Origin of the sequence: Nannocystis pusilla (genome assembly GCF_026626665.1) — a bacterium.
Classification (GTDB): Bacteria; Myxococcota_A; Polyangia; order Nannocystales; family Nannocystaceae; genus Nannocystis; species Nannocystis pusilla.
In genome coordinates this window covers 10,515,799-10,531,402 of the sequence record NZ_JAPNKE010000002.1, presented here as the reverse complement: position 1 = coordinate 10,531,402, position 15,604 = coordinate 10,515,799, and the positions used below count along the sequence as shown (strand labels likewise).

Genomic DNA, 15,604 nt, shown 5'->3' with positions numbered 1-15,604 from the left:
CGTCCTCGCCTGTCCCCGAGGACAGCCGCGTCCGGCCGAGCTCGCCACCTGGCCCGAGGGACAGCTCGCGGCGCGCCATTTTGACCCGGGGCGTGGGCGCGCCGATCGGGCTTTTTGGACAGGCGTGTAACAACCGGAGGCGGTGACCGAGGTCACTCGGTCATCGGTGGCGGCGTGACGCTTTCGCGACGAATTGGGGCCTACGGGGCCGTTGTCGCGGGAATAAAACGCCACCGTGGATCCTGGGCCTCAGGGGATCCCCCGACGAAGGTTCGCTTCGGTCGTGGACTTGAGCCCAGCGGCGCGGGCGGGTACCTTGCCGCGAACCATGTCCGGAACCACCCGCCACGCAAGCATCGACCTCGAGGCTCCGCGGACTGGGCTTCTCGCCTTCCTCCGCGACTTCCACAACAAGACGATCTTGTTCCGCGCCGGTGACTGGATCTTCGTCACCTACGGCATGATCGCCGGCTTCGCGTTCCTCGTCGGCGTGTCGACGGCGACCTGGTACATGGGCATGGTCGGGGCCGACACGGCGCAGACCGCCGCGTTCTACCTGTTCTTCGCCATCCCCTCGATCCTCATGGTCTCGCGCCTGACGAGCATCCTGCTCGAGTGGCGCGAGCTGTTCAGAAAGCCGCTGCAGACGCTGCTCAAGCCCGGCTACATGCTGCACGGCGGCATCTTCGGCGGCATGATGGCGTTCGCCGGCTACTCGCTGTTCACCAACATCAGCCTGCTCGCGCTGCTCGACGCCGCCGGCTTCTGCATGCCGCTGGGCGAGGCCATCGCCCGGCTCGGCTGCTACGTCTACGGCTGCTGCTGGGGCCGCCCGACCGACAGCCGGTTCGGCGTCGCCTACACCAGCCCGCACAGCAAGGTGCTGCGCTTCCGCCCCGACCTGCAGGGCGTGAAGATCCACCCGACCCAGCTCTACGCGCTGACGGCCCACCTGATCCAGTTCACGATCTTCTACGCGCTGCTGCCGGTGAAGGCGTTCGACGGCATGTTCGCCGCGCTGTACCTCATCACGCACCCGATCATCCGCTTCGCGCTCGAGCGGTTCCGCCAGGACGATCGCGGCCAGGTCGGCCGCTGGACGCACACCAACATCTACAGCCTGATGATGATCGGCTTCGGCCTGCTGGTCCTGGTGTTCGGCCTCGCCAGCGGCGCCAGCAACCTGCCGATCAACCTCCAGCTGCGCTACGTCCACGTCATCGGCAACACCTCGTCGATCGCCTACTTCGTCTTCATCTTCCTCGCGGCCTGCGCAGCCTTCGGCGTCCACTACAAGTCGGTGGGCTCGTGGCTGAGCAAGCCCTCGGGCGGGGTGAAGGTCGACATCAACGAGATGGGCCTCGGCGCCAACGACCGCGATCGCTGACCTGTCCCCGTGAAAATCCCTCACGGCCCGCACCCGCAAGGGGCGGGCCGTCGTCGTTTCTGCGGGCATCTTCCGCCCTCGCCGGCGCCCCGGGCGAACGCGCGCACTTGCCCTGCGGACGCGCGCGGGACAACCTCGAAGAGTGCGCCCGTCGATCCGTTCGGCTCGCCTGCATCGCGCGGCGTCTCCATCCGACGAGCCGGCCCGTGCTCCAGAGCTCGCGCTTGCCCGATCTGCGGTTGCGGCGAAGCGAGGCGTTCCGGCGGCCGGGGCCTGGCCCGTCGGCCCGACCGCGATCATGCCCCGATCGCGCTCCGCGATCGCCTCGGCTCCAGGTCCGACGTGTAGGGCCGCGTGCGAGCCTGCTCTGCCACCTGCCCGTTCGACCATGTCCTTGGGGACCCTCAGCATCGCCGCCGTCTGCACGCTGCTCGCCGCCTGTCGCGAGCCGGTCGACGGTGGTCCCCCCGAAGTCCTCGCGGAGGCCTGCGCGATCACCGAGCCGACGCGGGTCGTCGCCGCCCCGCCCGGCTTCGTCGCCGATCCCGACGCCTGGTACGGCCTGCGCGTCTTCGGCGATCACGTCCTCTTCACCTTCGATCGCTTCGACGCCCCCGACCGCGTCTACTGGCGCTTCGATCGCTGCACCGGCGAGCTCGCCCCCTACCCCGCGCTCGCGCCCGGCCTGCACAACCCGCACGCCATCACCACCGCCGACGGGCTCGTCGTCTACGCCAACGACGCCATCGGCAGGCCGTACATCCTCGGCCGCCTCGACGGCGAGGAGGACCGCGCGGCGCGGCCCGTGCCGGGCCTGCCCGAGAGCCTCGACGGCGCCGCCTTCGGGGGCGTGAATCCGGCCCCGTTCGAGCTCTTCTTCGAGACCCACGCCAGCGAGCGCGGCGCTTACGCGGCCGGCATCGGCGGCGCCACCACCACCTGGTACCGCCACGACGGCGACCCCGACGTCCCCGCCGTCGCTCTCGGCGAGTTCGTCCTGTTCCGCGGCGTCGCCGGCGAGTTCGGGCAGTACCACGTCCTGCACGACGACGGCGAGCTGCACCGCCTCGACATTCTCACCGGCGACAGCGAGCTCCTCCTCACCGGCGTGCGTCACTTCCAGCCGCTCGCTCAGCAGCACAAGATCGCCTGGCAGGAGCTCGGCGACGACCTCGTCGAGACCATCTACGTCCGCGACTTCGCCACTGGCGACGACCTCGCGATCGCCGTCAACGACTTCGCGCCGCGGTCGTGGCTGCGCGACCCGGAGCAGAGCGACCTCGGCACCCTCCGCATCAGCGCCAGCGGCGACCTCTTGGCCCAGCCGGGTCCGGATCGCGTCCTCCTCGAGGTCGTGCGCACCACCGACGCCGAGGCCTTCGCCATCCCCGAGCACCTCAGGTTCATCGGCTTCGCCGGCGAGCAGATCATCCTCCTCACCGAGGACGACCCCGAGCGAGTCCTGGTGCTGTGGGACCCGGTCGGCGGCGGCGTGCGCGAGTGGTACCGCGGCGCGAAGGTCACCGTCGCCCTGCGCCGCGTCGACGGCGACCGGGTCGAGTACTTCCAGGCCGACCCCGGCGACTCCGCCTCCGGCACGCTCTGGCGCGCCGATCTGGGCACCGGCGAGCGCGAGCGGCTCCTCGTGCGCACCACCGGGAACCCGCTCGAGCTGGCTGACGGCCGCTACTTCATCGCCTTCGACCGCAAGATCCTCCTCGGCCCGCCGCTGTCCGGCTCGGCCTTCGTCGCCGAATCCACCCGCGACCTCAAGCTCGTCGATCCCGGCGACAGCCTCTACACCGCGATCGCCGACGACGTCACCGCCTACGCGCTCATCCCCGACCAGGGCCTCGTCTACCTCGCCCCGCAGGGTCCTGCCCCGGGCGTGTGGGTGCACCCGCTGCCGCTGAAGTGACCCGAACCACCTGTCCCCAAGGCCATGTCTCTTCGACCCGCTCACCTCGCCGCCCTGTCGCTGCTGCTCGCGGCGTGCGGCGAGGATGTGGTCGCCCCGGAGAGCTTCGCCGCGGCCTGCCCCCTGCGCGAGCCCGTGCGCCTGGCCGCCCCGCCCGCCGGCTGGCAGCCCGGGCCCGCCCGCGTCTACCCGTTCAAGCAGCTCGGCGATCACCTGCTCTACAGCTTCGACAACGCCGGCGACCCCGACCCCGGCTACTGGCTGGTCCACCGCTGCGGCGGCCCGCCCAAGCGCTTCACCACCTTCACCCCCGGCACCGTCCTGCCCTTCGCGCTCTCTACCGCCGAGGGCACCCTCGTCTACGCCGTCGACCGCGAGGGCCGCCACGTCGTGCTCGACCGCCTCGACGTGCCCGGCTTCGACGTCCCGCGCCCCATCGACGGCCTGTCCCGCTACGACGTCCCCGGCGGCAGCCCGCACGAGGCCGGCTACGCCCTGTTCGCCAGCGTCAATCGCCCCACCGGCGACGCGCGGCAGGCCGCCGGCGTCGACGGCGGCTCCGCGGTCGTCCACACCCACGACGGCGACCCCGAAGCGCCCGCGCTGCACCTCGGCGACCACGTCGTCAGCCTCGCCCAGCACGGCAGCGCCGTGTTCGTCCTCGACGACGACGGCGCCCTGCGCAAGGTCGACCCGTTCACCCGCGAGAGCGAGCCGCTGCAGGACGGCGTCCGCTACTTCACCCTCGCCGCCGACGGCCGGCACCTGATCTGGCAGGCCATCGGCGACGACGACGTCGAGCCCGTCTACCTGCGCGACCTCGAGGCCAGCGCGCGGCTCGCCGTCGCCGACTTCGGCGTCGATCGCGAGATCGCGGTCAACGACTTCGCCGCCCGCTCGTGGAACCGCATGCCCGCCCACGGGCTAGCCGTCGGCCGCTGGACCTGGACCGAGGCCAGCGCCGCGGCCGCGCTCGTCGGCCCCGACGACACCTTCGTCACCGCCGTGCGCACCGACACCGGCGAGTCGCTGGCGATCCCCGAGCACCGCCAGCAGCGCGGCGCGCTCGGCGACGACTTCGTGCTCGTCATGCCCGACCCGAACAACCTCGTGCTCGCGCTGTGGAGCCCCGAAGACGGCGACGTGCGCGTGTGGTACCGCGGCCCGGCCGACGCCACCGTCGAGGCGCGCGCGCGTCGGCGACGAGCTCGAGTTCTTCCTCGGCGAGCCGACCGACGAGACCACCGGCAGCCTCCTGCGCGTCGACCTGCGCACCGGCGAGCTCACCGAGCGGGCCCCGCGGATCGGCCGCGACTACCGCCCGCTCGACGCCCGCCGCTACTTCACCGCCGTCCGCGCCGAGCCGGTGCAGGCCGGCGCCCAGGTCAAGTGGACCTACGACCTGCTGGTGTTCGACGCCGAATCCCGCGTCTACTCCACCGTCGCCGAGCGCGTCGACGACTTCGTCCTCGTCCCCGACCAGGGCGTCCTCTACCTCGACAGCCGCGGCGACGAGCCCGGCCTGTGGGCCGCACCCTGACCTCGCGTTGACATGCCTCTTTAACCATGTTCTTGAAAACATGTCCTCCTAGACATCTCATCCTCGCCGCGGCCCTGCTCGCGTGCGACCCTGGCGCCGACGCCGGCCCCGTGTCCACCTGTCCCCTCGACCAGGTCACGCGCATGGCCGCCCCGCCGCGCGGCTGGCGGGACGACCTCGACAGCCTCTTGTTCCAGACCTTCGGCGACCACGTCTTCTACCGCTTCGTTCGCAGCGCCGACCCCACGCCGACCTACTGGATGATCGACCGCTGCGGCGGCGAGGCGGAGCGGTTCACGTCCGTGACCCCGGGCATGAAGCGCTTCACCGAGCTCGAGACCGACGAGGGCTGGGTGCTCTACGCCCAGGACGACGACCGACACTTCATCCTCGACCGCCTCGACGTCCCCGGCTTCGACGCCCCGCGCCCCGTGCCCGGCCTGCCCGCCGGGAAGTACGGCGCCAACGCCAGCGCGCTCGGCATGCACTTCTCCAGCCTCCCCGAGGAACAGAACAACCTCGGCGGCGCCGCCGGCATCGGCGCCCCGACGCGCGCTCTACCTGCACCGCGGCGTCGCCGACGCGCCCGTCGTCACGCTCGGCGTGCGGATCGTCCAGCACCAGCTCGTCGGCGACCGCGTCTTCACGCTCGACGACGACGGCGACCTCCGCGACGTCGACCCCGTCACCGGCGCGCCCGAGCTCGTGCTCGCCGGGGTCCGCCGCTTCAACGTCAGCGACGCGGCCCGCCGGCTGATCTGGCAGCAGCTCGGCGATGACGTCAGCGAGCCGATCTTCCTCCGCGACCTCGACACCGGCGAGGACCGACAGATCGCGGTCAACGACTTCACCGCCCTGTCGTGGAACCGCCCCGGCGACCCCGACTCGCCCGCCACCGGCGCCTGGGCGTTCGCCGCGGAAGGCGACTACGCGGCCTTCTACGGCCCCGCCCACGCCCTCGCGGCCGTCGTCCGCACCGCCGACGGCGCGCCGATCGAGCCGCCCCCCGGCGCCCGCCTGCGCGGCAACCTCGGCCGCGGCTTCGCTCTCACGCGCGACCACGACGACGAGACCGCGTGGCTCCGCTGGGACCCCGCGACCGACGTCTTTCACGAGTGGTTCCGCGGCCCCGTGGGGACGGCGTCGCTGCAGCTGTTCGCCGTCGACGACGACTTCATCGACTACGTCGACCTCGACGAGAGCGGCCATTCCGGCGTGCTCTGGCGCGTCGACCACCGCACCGGCGAGACCACGATGCTGGTCCCGCGGGTCGGCGCCGGCACCACGGTGCTCGCGGACGGCCGCTACCTCACGGCCTTCCCGTCGCGCTCGTTCTTCCCCTTCGACGTGGTCGTCTTCGACCCCGACACCGGGCGCTACACCACAGTCGCCGCCGACGTCGACAACTTCCGCTTCTTCCCCGACCAGGGCGTCCTCTTCCTCGGCGGCGACCACGGCCCCGGCCTGTGGGCCGCCCCGATCCCGCCCAGGTGAGCGCTCCAGGACATGCTCCGCGAAGCATGTCTTCATGGTCATGTTCTACCGAACATGTTCTTGAGGACATTATGAAACACCTCGCCATGCACGGCGCCGCGCTCGAGGTCCCCGCGCACGACACGCGGGAGCGGTGGTCGACGGCGTGGCCCTCTCGCAGAAGCACGAGGCCGACGGGCGCGTGACCTTCGCGCTCCGGGACCCCGTCGGCGGCGCCGAGCACGTGGGATACCGCGGCCCCGTCGCCGACAGGCCGGCCTTCTTCACCTACGAAACTTCGTGTTCGGGTTTTCGACCACGACGACCTCGTCCGCATGGGCCGCGACACCCGCGGCCACGCCCCTCGCCGAGCGCGTCGACTCACCCTGTCCCGTGCGCACCGACGAGGACCACCTCGCCCACGCCGACTCGGACCTCCTCGGCCCGTGGATGACGCCATTGCCGCCGAAGCGACGGTGCGTCCGCGCGCCGTGCGCGACCTCGCTCCCTGCGGGGCTGGCGGTGATGCCTCACCTCTGCTACCTCCCCGCGGGCCGTGAACGAGCTCGCCGCCGAAGTCGCCCGTCGTCGGACCTTTGCGATCATCAGCCACCCGGACGCCGGCAAGACCACGCTGACCGAGAAGCTCCTGCTGTACTCGGGCGCGATCCAGCTGGCGGGCGCGGTGCGGGCCAAGAAGGCCGGGCGGGCCACCACCTCCGACTGGATGGAGATGGAGCGCGAGCGCGGGATCTCCGTCACCACCTCGGTGATGAGCTTCGAGTACCCGCACCCCGAGCTGCCGCCCACCGCGCCGCCGGTGCAGGTCAACCTGCTCGATACGCCAGGTCACGCCGACTTCGGCGAGGACACCTACCGCGTGCTCACGGCCGTCGACGCCGCGCTGATGGTGATCGACGGCGCCAAGGGCGTCGAGGAGCGGACCGAGAAGCTGATCGAGATCTGCCGCCTGCGCGACACCCCGGTCGTCACCTTCATCAACAAGCTCGACCGCGAGTGCCTCGACCCGCTCGATCTGATGAGCGACGTCGAGAAGAAGCTCGGCATGACCTGCGTCCCGCTGACCTGGCCGATCGGCATGGGCAAGCGCTTCAAGGGCGTCTACGACCTGATCCACAACCGCCTGCACCTGTTCCAGGCCCAGGGCCACGACAAGATCCAGCAGGGCATCCTGGTCGAGGGTCTGCACGACCCGCGGCTCGACGAGCTGCTCGGCGACCAGGTCGAGGAGCTGCGCCAGGCCGCCGAGCTGCTCGGCGAGGCCAGCGCCCCGCTCGACCGCGCCGCCTTCCTGGCCGGCAAGCAGACCCCGCTGCTGTTCGGCTCGGCGATGAACAACTTCGGCGTCCGCGAATTGCTCGAGGCCTACATCCGCCTGGCGCCCGGCCCGCTGGCGCGCGAGGCGATCACTGGCCCCGCCGCCACGACCGCGCCCGCGCCCGGCGAGCCCGTCCCCACGCGCACGGTCGAGCCCACCGAGGAGGCCTTCACCGGCTTCGTCTTCAAGATCCAGGCGAACATGGACCCGAACCACCGCGACCGCATGGCCTTCCTGCGCGTCTGCTCCGGCGTGTTCGAGCGCGGCATGCGGGCCCATCACTGCCGCCTCGGCCGCGAGGTCGGCCTCGGCAACGCGACCATGTTCATGGCCCGCGACCGCGAGATCGTCGAGGCCGCCTACGCCGGCGACATCATCGGCCTGCCCAACCACGGCACCATCAAGATCGGCGACACCTTCACCGCCGGCGAGCAGCTCCGCTTCACCGGGATCCCCAGCTTCGCCCCCGAGCTGTTCCGCCGCGTCCTGCTCAAGAGCCCGCTCAAGGCCAAGGCGCTGGCCAAGGGCCTGCACCAGCTCGCCGAGGAGGGCGCGATCCAGGTGTTCAAGCCGCTCGTCGGCAGCATGTTCATCGTCGGCGCCGTCGGTCAGCTCCAGCTCGAGGTGATGAAGCACCGCCTCAAGAGCGAGTACGACGTCGACGCCGACTACGAGAGCATCGAGTACACCACCGCCCGCTGGATCACGCCGAAGCCGACCTCGAAGAGCAAGATCGAGGTGCAGAAGATGCTCGAGGGCTTCCAGCAGAAGAACCAGGGCAACCTCGCGCACGACAGCCACGGCGACCTGGCCTACCTCGCGCCCAACAAGTGGAACCTGGCCAAGGTCGAGGAGCGCTTCCCCGACCTCCGCTTCAGCTCCACCCGCGAGCACACCTGAGCCCGGCGCGGCCCGCACCTGTCCCTTCGGACATTTCGCAAGCACGGCCGAGGGCGCGCCATCAGCCGCGATTCCGGCGCGGCCTGCACCTGTCCCTTCAGGCATCTCGCAAGCGCGACCGACCGCGACGCCGAAGCGCGCGCCATCGGCCGCGGTCCGGCGCGGCCTGCACCTGTCCCTTCAGGCATCCCGCAAGCGCGACCGACCGCGACGCCGAAGCGCGCGCCATCGGCCGCGGTCCGGCGCAGCCTGCACCTGTCCCTTCAGGCATCTCGCAAGAGCGACGGACGGCGACGCCGAAGCGCGCGCCCTCGGCCGCGGTCCGGCGCGGCCTGAACCTGTCCCTTCAGACATCCGCAGGTGGACCGCGGACCTCTGTCCGCCCGCGCCGCGAGCGATCACGCCCCGCTAGCGATGTCGCAGCAATCACCTGTCCTCGAGGACAGGCTCGAAGCCGGACGCGGACATCTGTCTGCCCCCGTCGCGAGCGATCGCGCCCCGACGCGCGTCACGGTCCTCACGGTGAGCCGGTGATCCGCCGGGCCCCTCGCGGTCGCTCATGGAGGCCATGCCCGTGCAGCCCGGGATCGACGGCGACGCCAGCACCATCTGCGCCGACTTGTTGTCGGCGCGCTCGCGGCCCGAGCCGACCGCCGAGTCCGGCGGCGAGTCCGCGCTGAGCACCGAGGCCGCGGCCGAGGAGCCGGCGGCGCGCGCCGCGTCCGCGGCCCCGCGGCCGGCGACGAGATCGGCGACTTCACCCTGCAGCGGCGCCTCGGCGAGGGCGGCATGGGCGTCGTGTTCGCCGCGTGGAGCCACAAGCTGGCCCGCCGCGTGGCGATCAAGATCCCGACCCGCAGCCTCGACGAGGTCGTGCGCGCCCGCATCGTCCGCGAGGCCCAGAGCCTGGCCCAGGTCGACCACCCCAACGTGGTCCGGGTGTACGAGATCGGCGAGGAGGGCGAGAACCTCTTCATCGCCATGGAGCTGGTGGAGGGCGTCACCCTCCGCAAGTGGCTGTCGGAGGCGCCGCGCGGCTGGCGGGAGATCGTGCAGATGTACCTGCAGGCCGGTCACGGCCTGGCGGCGGCGCACCACCAGGGGCTGCTGCACCGCGACTTCAAGCCGAGCAACATCCTGGTCGACGGCGAGGGCCGGGTGCGCCTGATCGACTTCGGCCTCGCGCGCATGCGCGACTCCAGCCGCGACATCGCCGCCACCGTCGACGGCGACGAGCCCTCGGGCCCCGAGTTCGTGCTCACCAGCCGCGCCGGCACGCCGCGCTACATGGCGCCCGAGCTGTACGACACCGGCGCGACCGTCGACGCGCGCAGCGACCAGTACTCGTTCTGCGTCGCCCTCTGGGAGGCCCTCTACGGCGAGCTGCCCGACTGGCGCCGCTCCGCGCCGCACTCCCGCGCGGTGCCGGCGTGGCTGCTCGCGGCGCTGCGCCGCGGCCTCGCGCTCGACCGCGGCGACCGCTTCCCCAGCATGGACGAGCTGCTGGCCGAGCTGACCGCCGGCCTGCAGCCGCGCCGCCGCCGCCCGCTCGCGGTCGTCGCCCTCGCCGCGGTGGTCGGCGCCGGCGCCGGGGCGGCCCTCCAGAGCGGCGGCGACGCCGACGCCTGCGCCGACCCGGCCGCCCTCGTCGACGCGGTGTGGCCGGCCGAGCAGCGCGCGGCCCTGCGCTCGGCTGGCGATTCGGGCATGTCCCTAGAGACATGGTTCTCGGAACATGTCCTGCAGTGGGCCGAGGCCAGCGCCCAGGCCTGCCGCGCCGGCGCGCGCTGGGACGAGGCGGCCCGCACCCGCGCCCGGTCCTGCCTCGACGAGCGCGAGCAGGCGCTGCGCGCGGTCGCCGACGCGCTGGCGGGGCCCGCCCGCGCGCCTTCCGCGGGCGCCGGCCTCGTCGTCGACGGCGCCGGCTCCGGCTGGGACGGCCGCCTGGCCCTGTGGGACCGCGCGCTCCCGCCGGCCTCCGACTGCGTCGACCCGCGCCGCCTGGCCTTCACCGCCGATTCACCTGTTCATTTCGACCTGTCTGAAATGACATGGCTCGAAGACCAGCTTCAAGCCGGCGCCGCGCTCGCGCTCGCCGGCGACCCGGCGTCCGCGGCCGCGCGGCTGTACCCGGCCCGCGCCCGCGCCGAGCAGGCCGGCGACCGCTGGCGCCAGGCCCGGGCCGACCTCGCGCTCGGCGTGGCCGCCATGCACACCGGCGACGAGGCAGCCGCCCGCCGCCGCTTCGAGGCCGCGGCCAGCGACGCCGGCGCCGTCGGCGACGACTTCCTGGTCGCCGACGCCTGGCGCTGGCTGGTGTTCGTCGACGCCGCCCGCGACCCCGACCCCGAGCACGCGCTGCTGCTGCTGCCGCACGCCGAGAGCACGCTCTACCGGATCGGTCAGGCCAGCGGCGCGCGCATGGTCGACCTGCAGCTGTCGGCGGCGTGGGCCGAGCTGCGCCGCGGCGACCTCGACGCGGCTCACGCCCGCCTCGCGCGCGCGCTGCAGCACGGGCAGGTCGACGAGGCGCTGGCCGTACGGATCTTGCGTCACCACGCAGAGCAGGCCCACCAGCGCGGGCAGCACCTGCCGGCCGTCGACCTGGCCCGCCAGGCGCTGAGCCTGCAGCTCCGTCGTGAAGGCCCCGACTCGCGCGCCGTCGCCGACACCCGCCAGAGCCTGGCCCGCTACCAGCTCGCCGCCGGCCAGTACGCCGAGGCCGAGGCCAACCTGCGCGCCGCCCTGACCGTCGCCGCCGACGACCCCGACGCGCGCGAGCGCGCCAGCCTCGAGCTCGACCTCGCGGTCGTCCACTACACCCGCGGCGACATCGCCGCCGCCCGCACCGCCGCCGAGCGCGCCGCCGCTGCCTTCGCCGACGTCGCCGATCCCACCGCCGGCAGGTCCGACCGGATCGCGCTCGCCAAGCTGCGCGGCGACCTGTCCCTCGGGACAGACGATCACGCCGCCCTGCGCAGCTACGAGGCCGGCCTCGCGCTCGTCGCCGCCGGCCCCGCGCTGCCGGAGACGCGCGACAACGCGGTCGCCATGCGCGTCGGGGTCGCGGCCGCGCGCCAGAACCTCGGCGACCTGCCCGGCGCCGCCGACGCGATCGGGCGCGCGCTCGCCGAGCTCGCCGGCGTCTCGCCCGCCGTCGCCGCCTACGCGTGGGGCACCGCGGCCGAGCTCGATCTCGTGCGTGGCCTTCGGCGCGAGGCCGAGGCGCACTGTCGCCGCGCGCTCGCGCTGCTGCCCGACGACGACGCCACCGCTCGCGAGCTGCGGCAGCTGCTCGTACGGATCCGAGCCTCCGGCCACGTCCGCCGGAAATAACGCGGACGACGTCGGATCTGCATGATCCGATCGACCTCGTCGCGCCACCCATATGCGCCGATGTCGACCCGAATGACCCTCGTCCGCAGCCCCCGTCCGCTGATCGCGTCGTTCGTGCCCGTGACGCTGCCGGACGGCCTCCTCACCGTCCGCTACAGCACGAGCGGCGGCCTCCCGGTGTTCGAGTGCGTCGGCCAGCGCGTCAGCGGCGGTCGCATCAACCTGTCCCCGGAGACATGGATCGCCTGGCAGGACCGCGGCATCGACCTCGTGATCGAGCCCGGCGCACCGAGCCCGGCCCGCACCGTCCGCGTCACCGCGACCAGCGGGCGCAGCCTGCTCAGCACCGCGGGCGACCCGGTCCCGCTCGTGGCCACCGCGCGGCTGGGCGCCCGCCTCCTGTTCGATGGCGACGCCGGCATGAGCTTCAAGATCGCGCTCGACGGCCTCGGCGCCGTCGAGCTCGACCTCGGCGACATCAGCAGCCAGATCCGTCCGCCCCCGCCCAAGCTGCCGCCCGACTGGCCCAAACCGAACTGATGGGGCCGAACGGACGCGGCCCGGCTGACGCGGCCGACCTGTCTCAAATGCCACGTCTTGACGGCCGCTCGGCGCGCGGCTATTCGCGAGGGCGATGCCCCGCCGCGCCCTCCGCGTCGTCCTCTGGCTCCTCGGCGTGTTCGTGATCGTCATTACCTGCGGCTCGTCGATGCCGCGGGAGCACATCGCCATGGAGACGGTGGTGCTGCCGGCCGCGCCCGAGGCCGTGTACGCCGCCGTGCGTGACGTCGAGTCGCAGCCGAGCTGGCGCTCCGACCTGAAGCGCGTCGAGGTCTTGCCCGACAAGGGCGACCGCCGGGTCTACCGCGAGATCGGCGACGACGGCGCGACGACCTTCGAGATCACCGACGACGTGGCGAACGAGCGCCTCGTCAGCGAGATGGCCGACCCCGGCCGCGCCTTCGCCGGCCGCTGGGTGTTCCAGTTCGCCCCCGCCGAGGGCGGCGGCACGCGCCTCACCCTCACCGAGGTCGGCGACGTGCCGAACCCCGCGCTGCGCTTCTTCGCCGCCACGCTCTTCGGCTGGGAGGGCTCGACCAAGCGCTACCTCGCCGACCTGCAGGCCCACCTCGCCAAGTCCTGAGGCGCGCTCGCGTCAACGTCCCGCGCTCGACCTGCGCGAACCTCGAGGCTCGCGCTCACCGCAGCGCCCCGCGCTCGACTTGCGCGAACCTCGAGGCTCACAGCAGCGCCACGCGCTCCTCCGATGCACTGCGCGAGCCTCGAAACTCGCGCTCAAGGCGGCGCCCCGCGCTCGACTTGCGCGAACCTCGAGGCTGACAGCGGCGCCCCGCGCTCGACCTCATCGTCTGCCTCGGACCGCGAGGCTCACGCTCACAGCAGCGCCACGCGCTCGACCGGCACGCCGCAGCGGCGCGCCGCCTCGACTTCGAAGCGGACCCAGCGCGACAGCCGGCTGTGCGGCGTCGCCACGTAGATCACGCGGTCGGCCGAGCGCACCCACTCGGCGATCGTCCGCTGCGCCGAGGTCGACCAGCGCTGCGGATAGTCGAGGAACACGAACTCGTCGCAGGCGCGCAGGCGCTCGAGGCACGCGCGCGACAGCGGCAGGTCGCGCACCGCGTAGCTGATGAACGTGCGCCGGCGGTCGAACCGGCGGAGCGGGCTAGGCATGGTGCGTCAGCGCCAGGGCGACGAGGATGACCACGCCGACGAAGAAGTAGAACAGCTGCGACGTGTTGAGCAGGCTCGACAGCACCGAGCCGACGGCGTCTTTCTCGAGCCCCAGCGGCGACACCGAGTTGCCGAGCCCGCGGGCCAGGCGAGCCCGCCCGAGCGCCGCCGCGATCCCGCGCCGGGTCTTGCGCTGGTAGTAGAAGTTCTGCGCGTCGGCCAGCCAGAAGAACGCCAGCAGCGCCAGGGCCACCACCGCGCACTCGATGAAGCGGATGTCCTTGTCGGCCAGCCACACCACCAGCGCCGCGCACAGGGCCACGCACAGCTTCTTCAGCTCGAGGCACTTGCCGGCGAACTGCAGCGTCGCCGCGTGCAGCTGGTCGACCTCCTTCCAGGCCACTTGCTCCTCGAAGCGCCGCCGCTCGGCGGCATTCTCCACGGCGCGGGACGGCTCGGGTTTCATCGGCGAGGCGATCGAGTCTGCCGCCTGCGCCGCGCGAACACCAGCAGCGGCAGCGCCCACGCCAGCGACCCCCGCTCGCGCGAGATCGCACAGCCCTCGGCCGGCTCGGCCATCACCAGGCAGTCGCCGTCGGGGCACTCGTCGGGCAGCAGGTCCGCACCTGTCTCTTCGCGCAGCCAGGTGAGGATCGGGTACGGCGCCCCGTAGACGCTGTCGCCGGTGCCGCACGGGCGCACCCCGCGGGACGTCACCCCAGCCAGGCGGTACGCGCCGCTCGACAGGCGCACGAACGCCGGCCCGCCCGAGTCGCCGCCGCACGCGTCCTGGCCCTCGCCGCCGGCCCGGAACTCGCGCCGACTCTTGCTGAAGGTGTCGATCGGCGTGGTCATGATCCGCTTGTGGCCGACGTCGTCGGTGGTCTGCAGCGGGTCGTCCTCGGCGTCGCGCACGGTGCCGAAGCCGACCACGTGGATCTCGTCGCCCACGTGCATCGTCTCGTCCCACTCTTCTTGCGTCGTGAGCGGCGGGATGATCTCCACCCCGTAGACGTCCTGGGCCAGGATCACGTAGCCGAAGTCCCACGCGTCCGACTTGCAGTCCTCGACGCAGGCCGTGGGATAGATGCCGTAGCGCTCGACCGCGGCCACGCGCCGCGCGTCCTTGGTGTAGATCGAGTCGCCGAACACCACCGCCATCTCGCCGAGCTTGGGCTCGTGCGACAGGCAGTGCGCGGCCGTCAGCACCACCCGCGGGGCCACCAGCGTGCCGGTGCACAGGCTCGCGGTCGAGACGGTCTCCTGGCTGAGGATCGCCACCACCGAGGTCCACTTCTCGACCGGCACCGCCTCGCCGCCGACGATCGGCACCGGCCGCGGCGCCCCCGCGCCGAGCGGCAGTCCGCACAGGACGGAGAGCAGCGCCGCGGTCCCGAATGCGAGCATCGCCGCCAGCATATCACTGCAACATCGTCCGCGCCCGCTCGCCGACGTCCGGGTTCCGCTCGGCCCCTTGCGGGCGGCCCCGCCCGCGGGTAGTAGCCTTCACTCCAAGGAGCGTCCCATGACCGTCGCCGTCGGCAGCCCCGCCCCCAACTTCGACCTCTTCGACAACGCCAAGCAGCGCGTCAGCCTCGCCGCCCAGAGCGGCAAGACCGTCGTCCTCGCGTTCTTCCCGGCCGCCTTCACCGCCGTCTGCGAGAAGGAGCTGTGCTCCTTCCGCGACTCGCTGGCCGCCCTCAACGGCCTCAACGCCACCGTGTTCGGCGTCTCGGTCGACGCGCCGTTCGCCAACAAGGCCTTCGCCGAGAAGAACGGCCTCAATTTCCCGCTGCTGTCCGACTACGCCCGCGAGGCCGTGCGCGCCTACGGCGTCGCCCACGACGACTTCGCCGGCATGCCCGGCTACACCGCCGCCAAGCGCTCGGTGTTCGTGATCGACCCCCAGGGCGTCGTCCGCTACGCGTGGGTCGCGCCCAACCCCGGCGTCGAGCCCAACTACGACGAGGTCAAGGCCGCCGTCGGCCAGCTCGGCGCCTGAGCCGTCTGCCCGCG

The 15,604-nt window shown here is 72.6% G+C and carries 13 protein-coding genes; 9 read left to right on the top strand and 4 right to left on the bottom strand.

All coding sequences use genetic code 11. From position 1 onward, the window contains the following. Positions 1–328: 328 nt before the first annotated feature. From OV079_RS46600 to OV079_RS46580, 5 genes are all read left to right on the top strand, one after another. Positions 329–1,387, top strand: coding sequence for a prolipoprotein diacylglyceryl transferase (locus tag OV079_RS46600; protein WP_267776448.1), 1,059 nt, complete (start codon positions 329–331; stop codon positions 1,385–1,387). 388 nt (positions 1,388–1,775) lie between these two features. Continuing rightward, positions 1,776–3,305 carry a hypothetical protein gene (locus OV079_RS46595; RefSeq protein WP_267776446.1) on the top strand — a complete coding sequence of 510 codons (1,530 nt, stop codon included), beginning with the start codon at positions 1,776–1,778 and terminating at the stop codon, positions 3,303–3,305. Between the two features lie 24 nt (positions 3,306–3,329). Then, a complete protein-coding gene (locus OV079_RS46590; protein ID WP_267776444.1) occupies positions 3,330–4,856 on the top strand; it encodes a hypothetical protein in 1,527 nt (508 codons plus the stop codon). Between the two features lie 592 nt (positions 4,857–5,448). Beyond that, entirely contained in the window at positions 5,449–6,339 is an 891-nt protein-coding gene (locus OV079_RS46585) for a hypothetical protein (protein WP_267776442.1), read from the top strand. A 535-nt stretch (positions 6,340–6,874) separates the two neighbouring features. Beyond that, on the top strand, positions 6,875–8,557 hold the full coding sequence (locus OV079_RS46580; RefSeq protein ID WP_267776441.1) for a peptide chain release factor 3: 1,683 nt from the start codon (positions 6,875–6,877) through the stop codon (positions 8,555–8,557). 426 nt (positions 8,558–8,983) lie between these two features. Here the strand turns inward: OV079_RS46580 and OV079_RS46575 are convergent, their stop codons facing one another. Continuing rightward, the gene (locus tag OV079_RS46575) at positions 8,984–9,376 is read right to left on the bottom strand and encodes a hypothetical protein (protein ID WP_267776440.1); all 393 of its coding nucleotides are present in this window, start codon (positions 9,374–9,376) and stop codon (positions 8,984–8,986) included. Between OV079_RS46575 and OV079_RS46570 the strand changes: the two genes are divergently transcribed. The 3 genes from OV079_RS46570 to OV079_RS46560 all read left to right on the top strand — a co-directional run bounded on the left by OV079_RS46570 (position 9,356) and on the right by OV079_RS46560 (position 13,037). Beyond that, complete coding sequence (locus OV079_RS46570) at positions 9,356–11,893, top strand: serine/threonine-protein kinase (protein ID WP_267776439.1); 2,538 nt, start codon at positions 9,356–9,358, stop codon at positions 11,891–11,893. The genes OV079_RS46575 and OV079_RS46570 overlap by 21 nt on opposite strands. A gap of 72 nt (positions 11,894–11,965) precedes the next feature. After that, a complete protein-coding gene (locus OV079_RS46565; RefSeq protein ID WP_267776437.1) occupies positions 11,966–12,433 on the top strand; it encodes a hypothetical protein in 468 nt (155 codons plus the stop codon). 94 nt (positions 12,434–12,527) lie between these two features. Then, positions 12,528–13,037, top strand: coding sequence for an SRPBCC family protein (locus OV079_RS46560; RefSeq protein ID WP_267776435.1), 510 nt, complete (start codon positions 12,528–12,530; stop codon positions 13,035–13,037). Between the two features lie 251 nt (positions 13,038–13,288). On the opposite strand, the gene OV079_RS46555 is transcribed toward OV079_RS46560, so the two are convergent. Genes OV079_RS46555 through OV079_RS46545 form a run of 3 tightly spaced genes read right to left on the bottom strand, consistent with a single transcriptional unit; the run spans position 13,289 to position 14,995 of the window. Continuing rightward, the gene (locus tag OV079_RS46555; protein WP_267776433.1) at positions 13,289–13,588 is read right to left on the bottom strand and encodes a toll/interleukin-1 receptor domain-containing protein; all 300 of its coding nucleotides are present in this window, start codon (positions 13,586–13,588) and stop codon (positions 13,289–13,291) included. After that, entirely contained in the window at positions 13,581–14,030 is a 450-nt protein-coding gene (locus OV079_RS46550) for a hypothetical protein (RefSeq protein WP_267776432.1), read from the bottom strand. Before OV079_RS46550 ends, OV079_RS46555 begins: the two co-directional genes overlap by 8 nt. Positions 14,031–14,050: 20 nt before the next feature. Continuing rightward, positions 14,051–14,995 carry a S1 family peptidase gene (locus tag OV079_RS46545; protein ID WP_267776430.1) on the bottom strand — a complete coding sequence of 315 codons (945 nt, stop codon included), beginning with the start codon at positions 14,993–14,995 and terminating at the stop codon, positions 14,051–14,053. Between the two features lie 118 nt (positions 14,996–15,113). Between OV079_RS46545 and OV079_RS46540 the strand changes: the two genes are divergently transcribed. Continuing rightward, positions 15,114–15,590: a redoxin domain-containing protein gene (locus tag OV079_RS46540; protein ID WP_267776429.1), complete on the top strand. Its 477-nt coding sequence runs from the start codon at positions 15,114–15,116 to the stop codon at positions 15,588–15,590. The last annotated feature ends 14 nt before the right edge of the window (positions 15,591–15,604 follow it).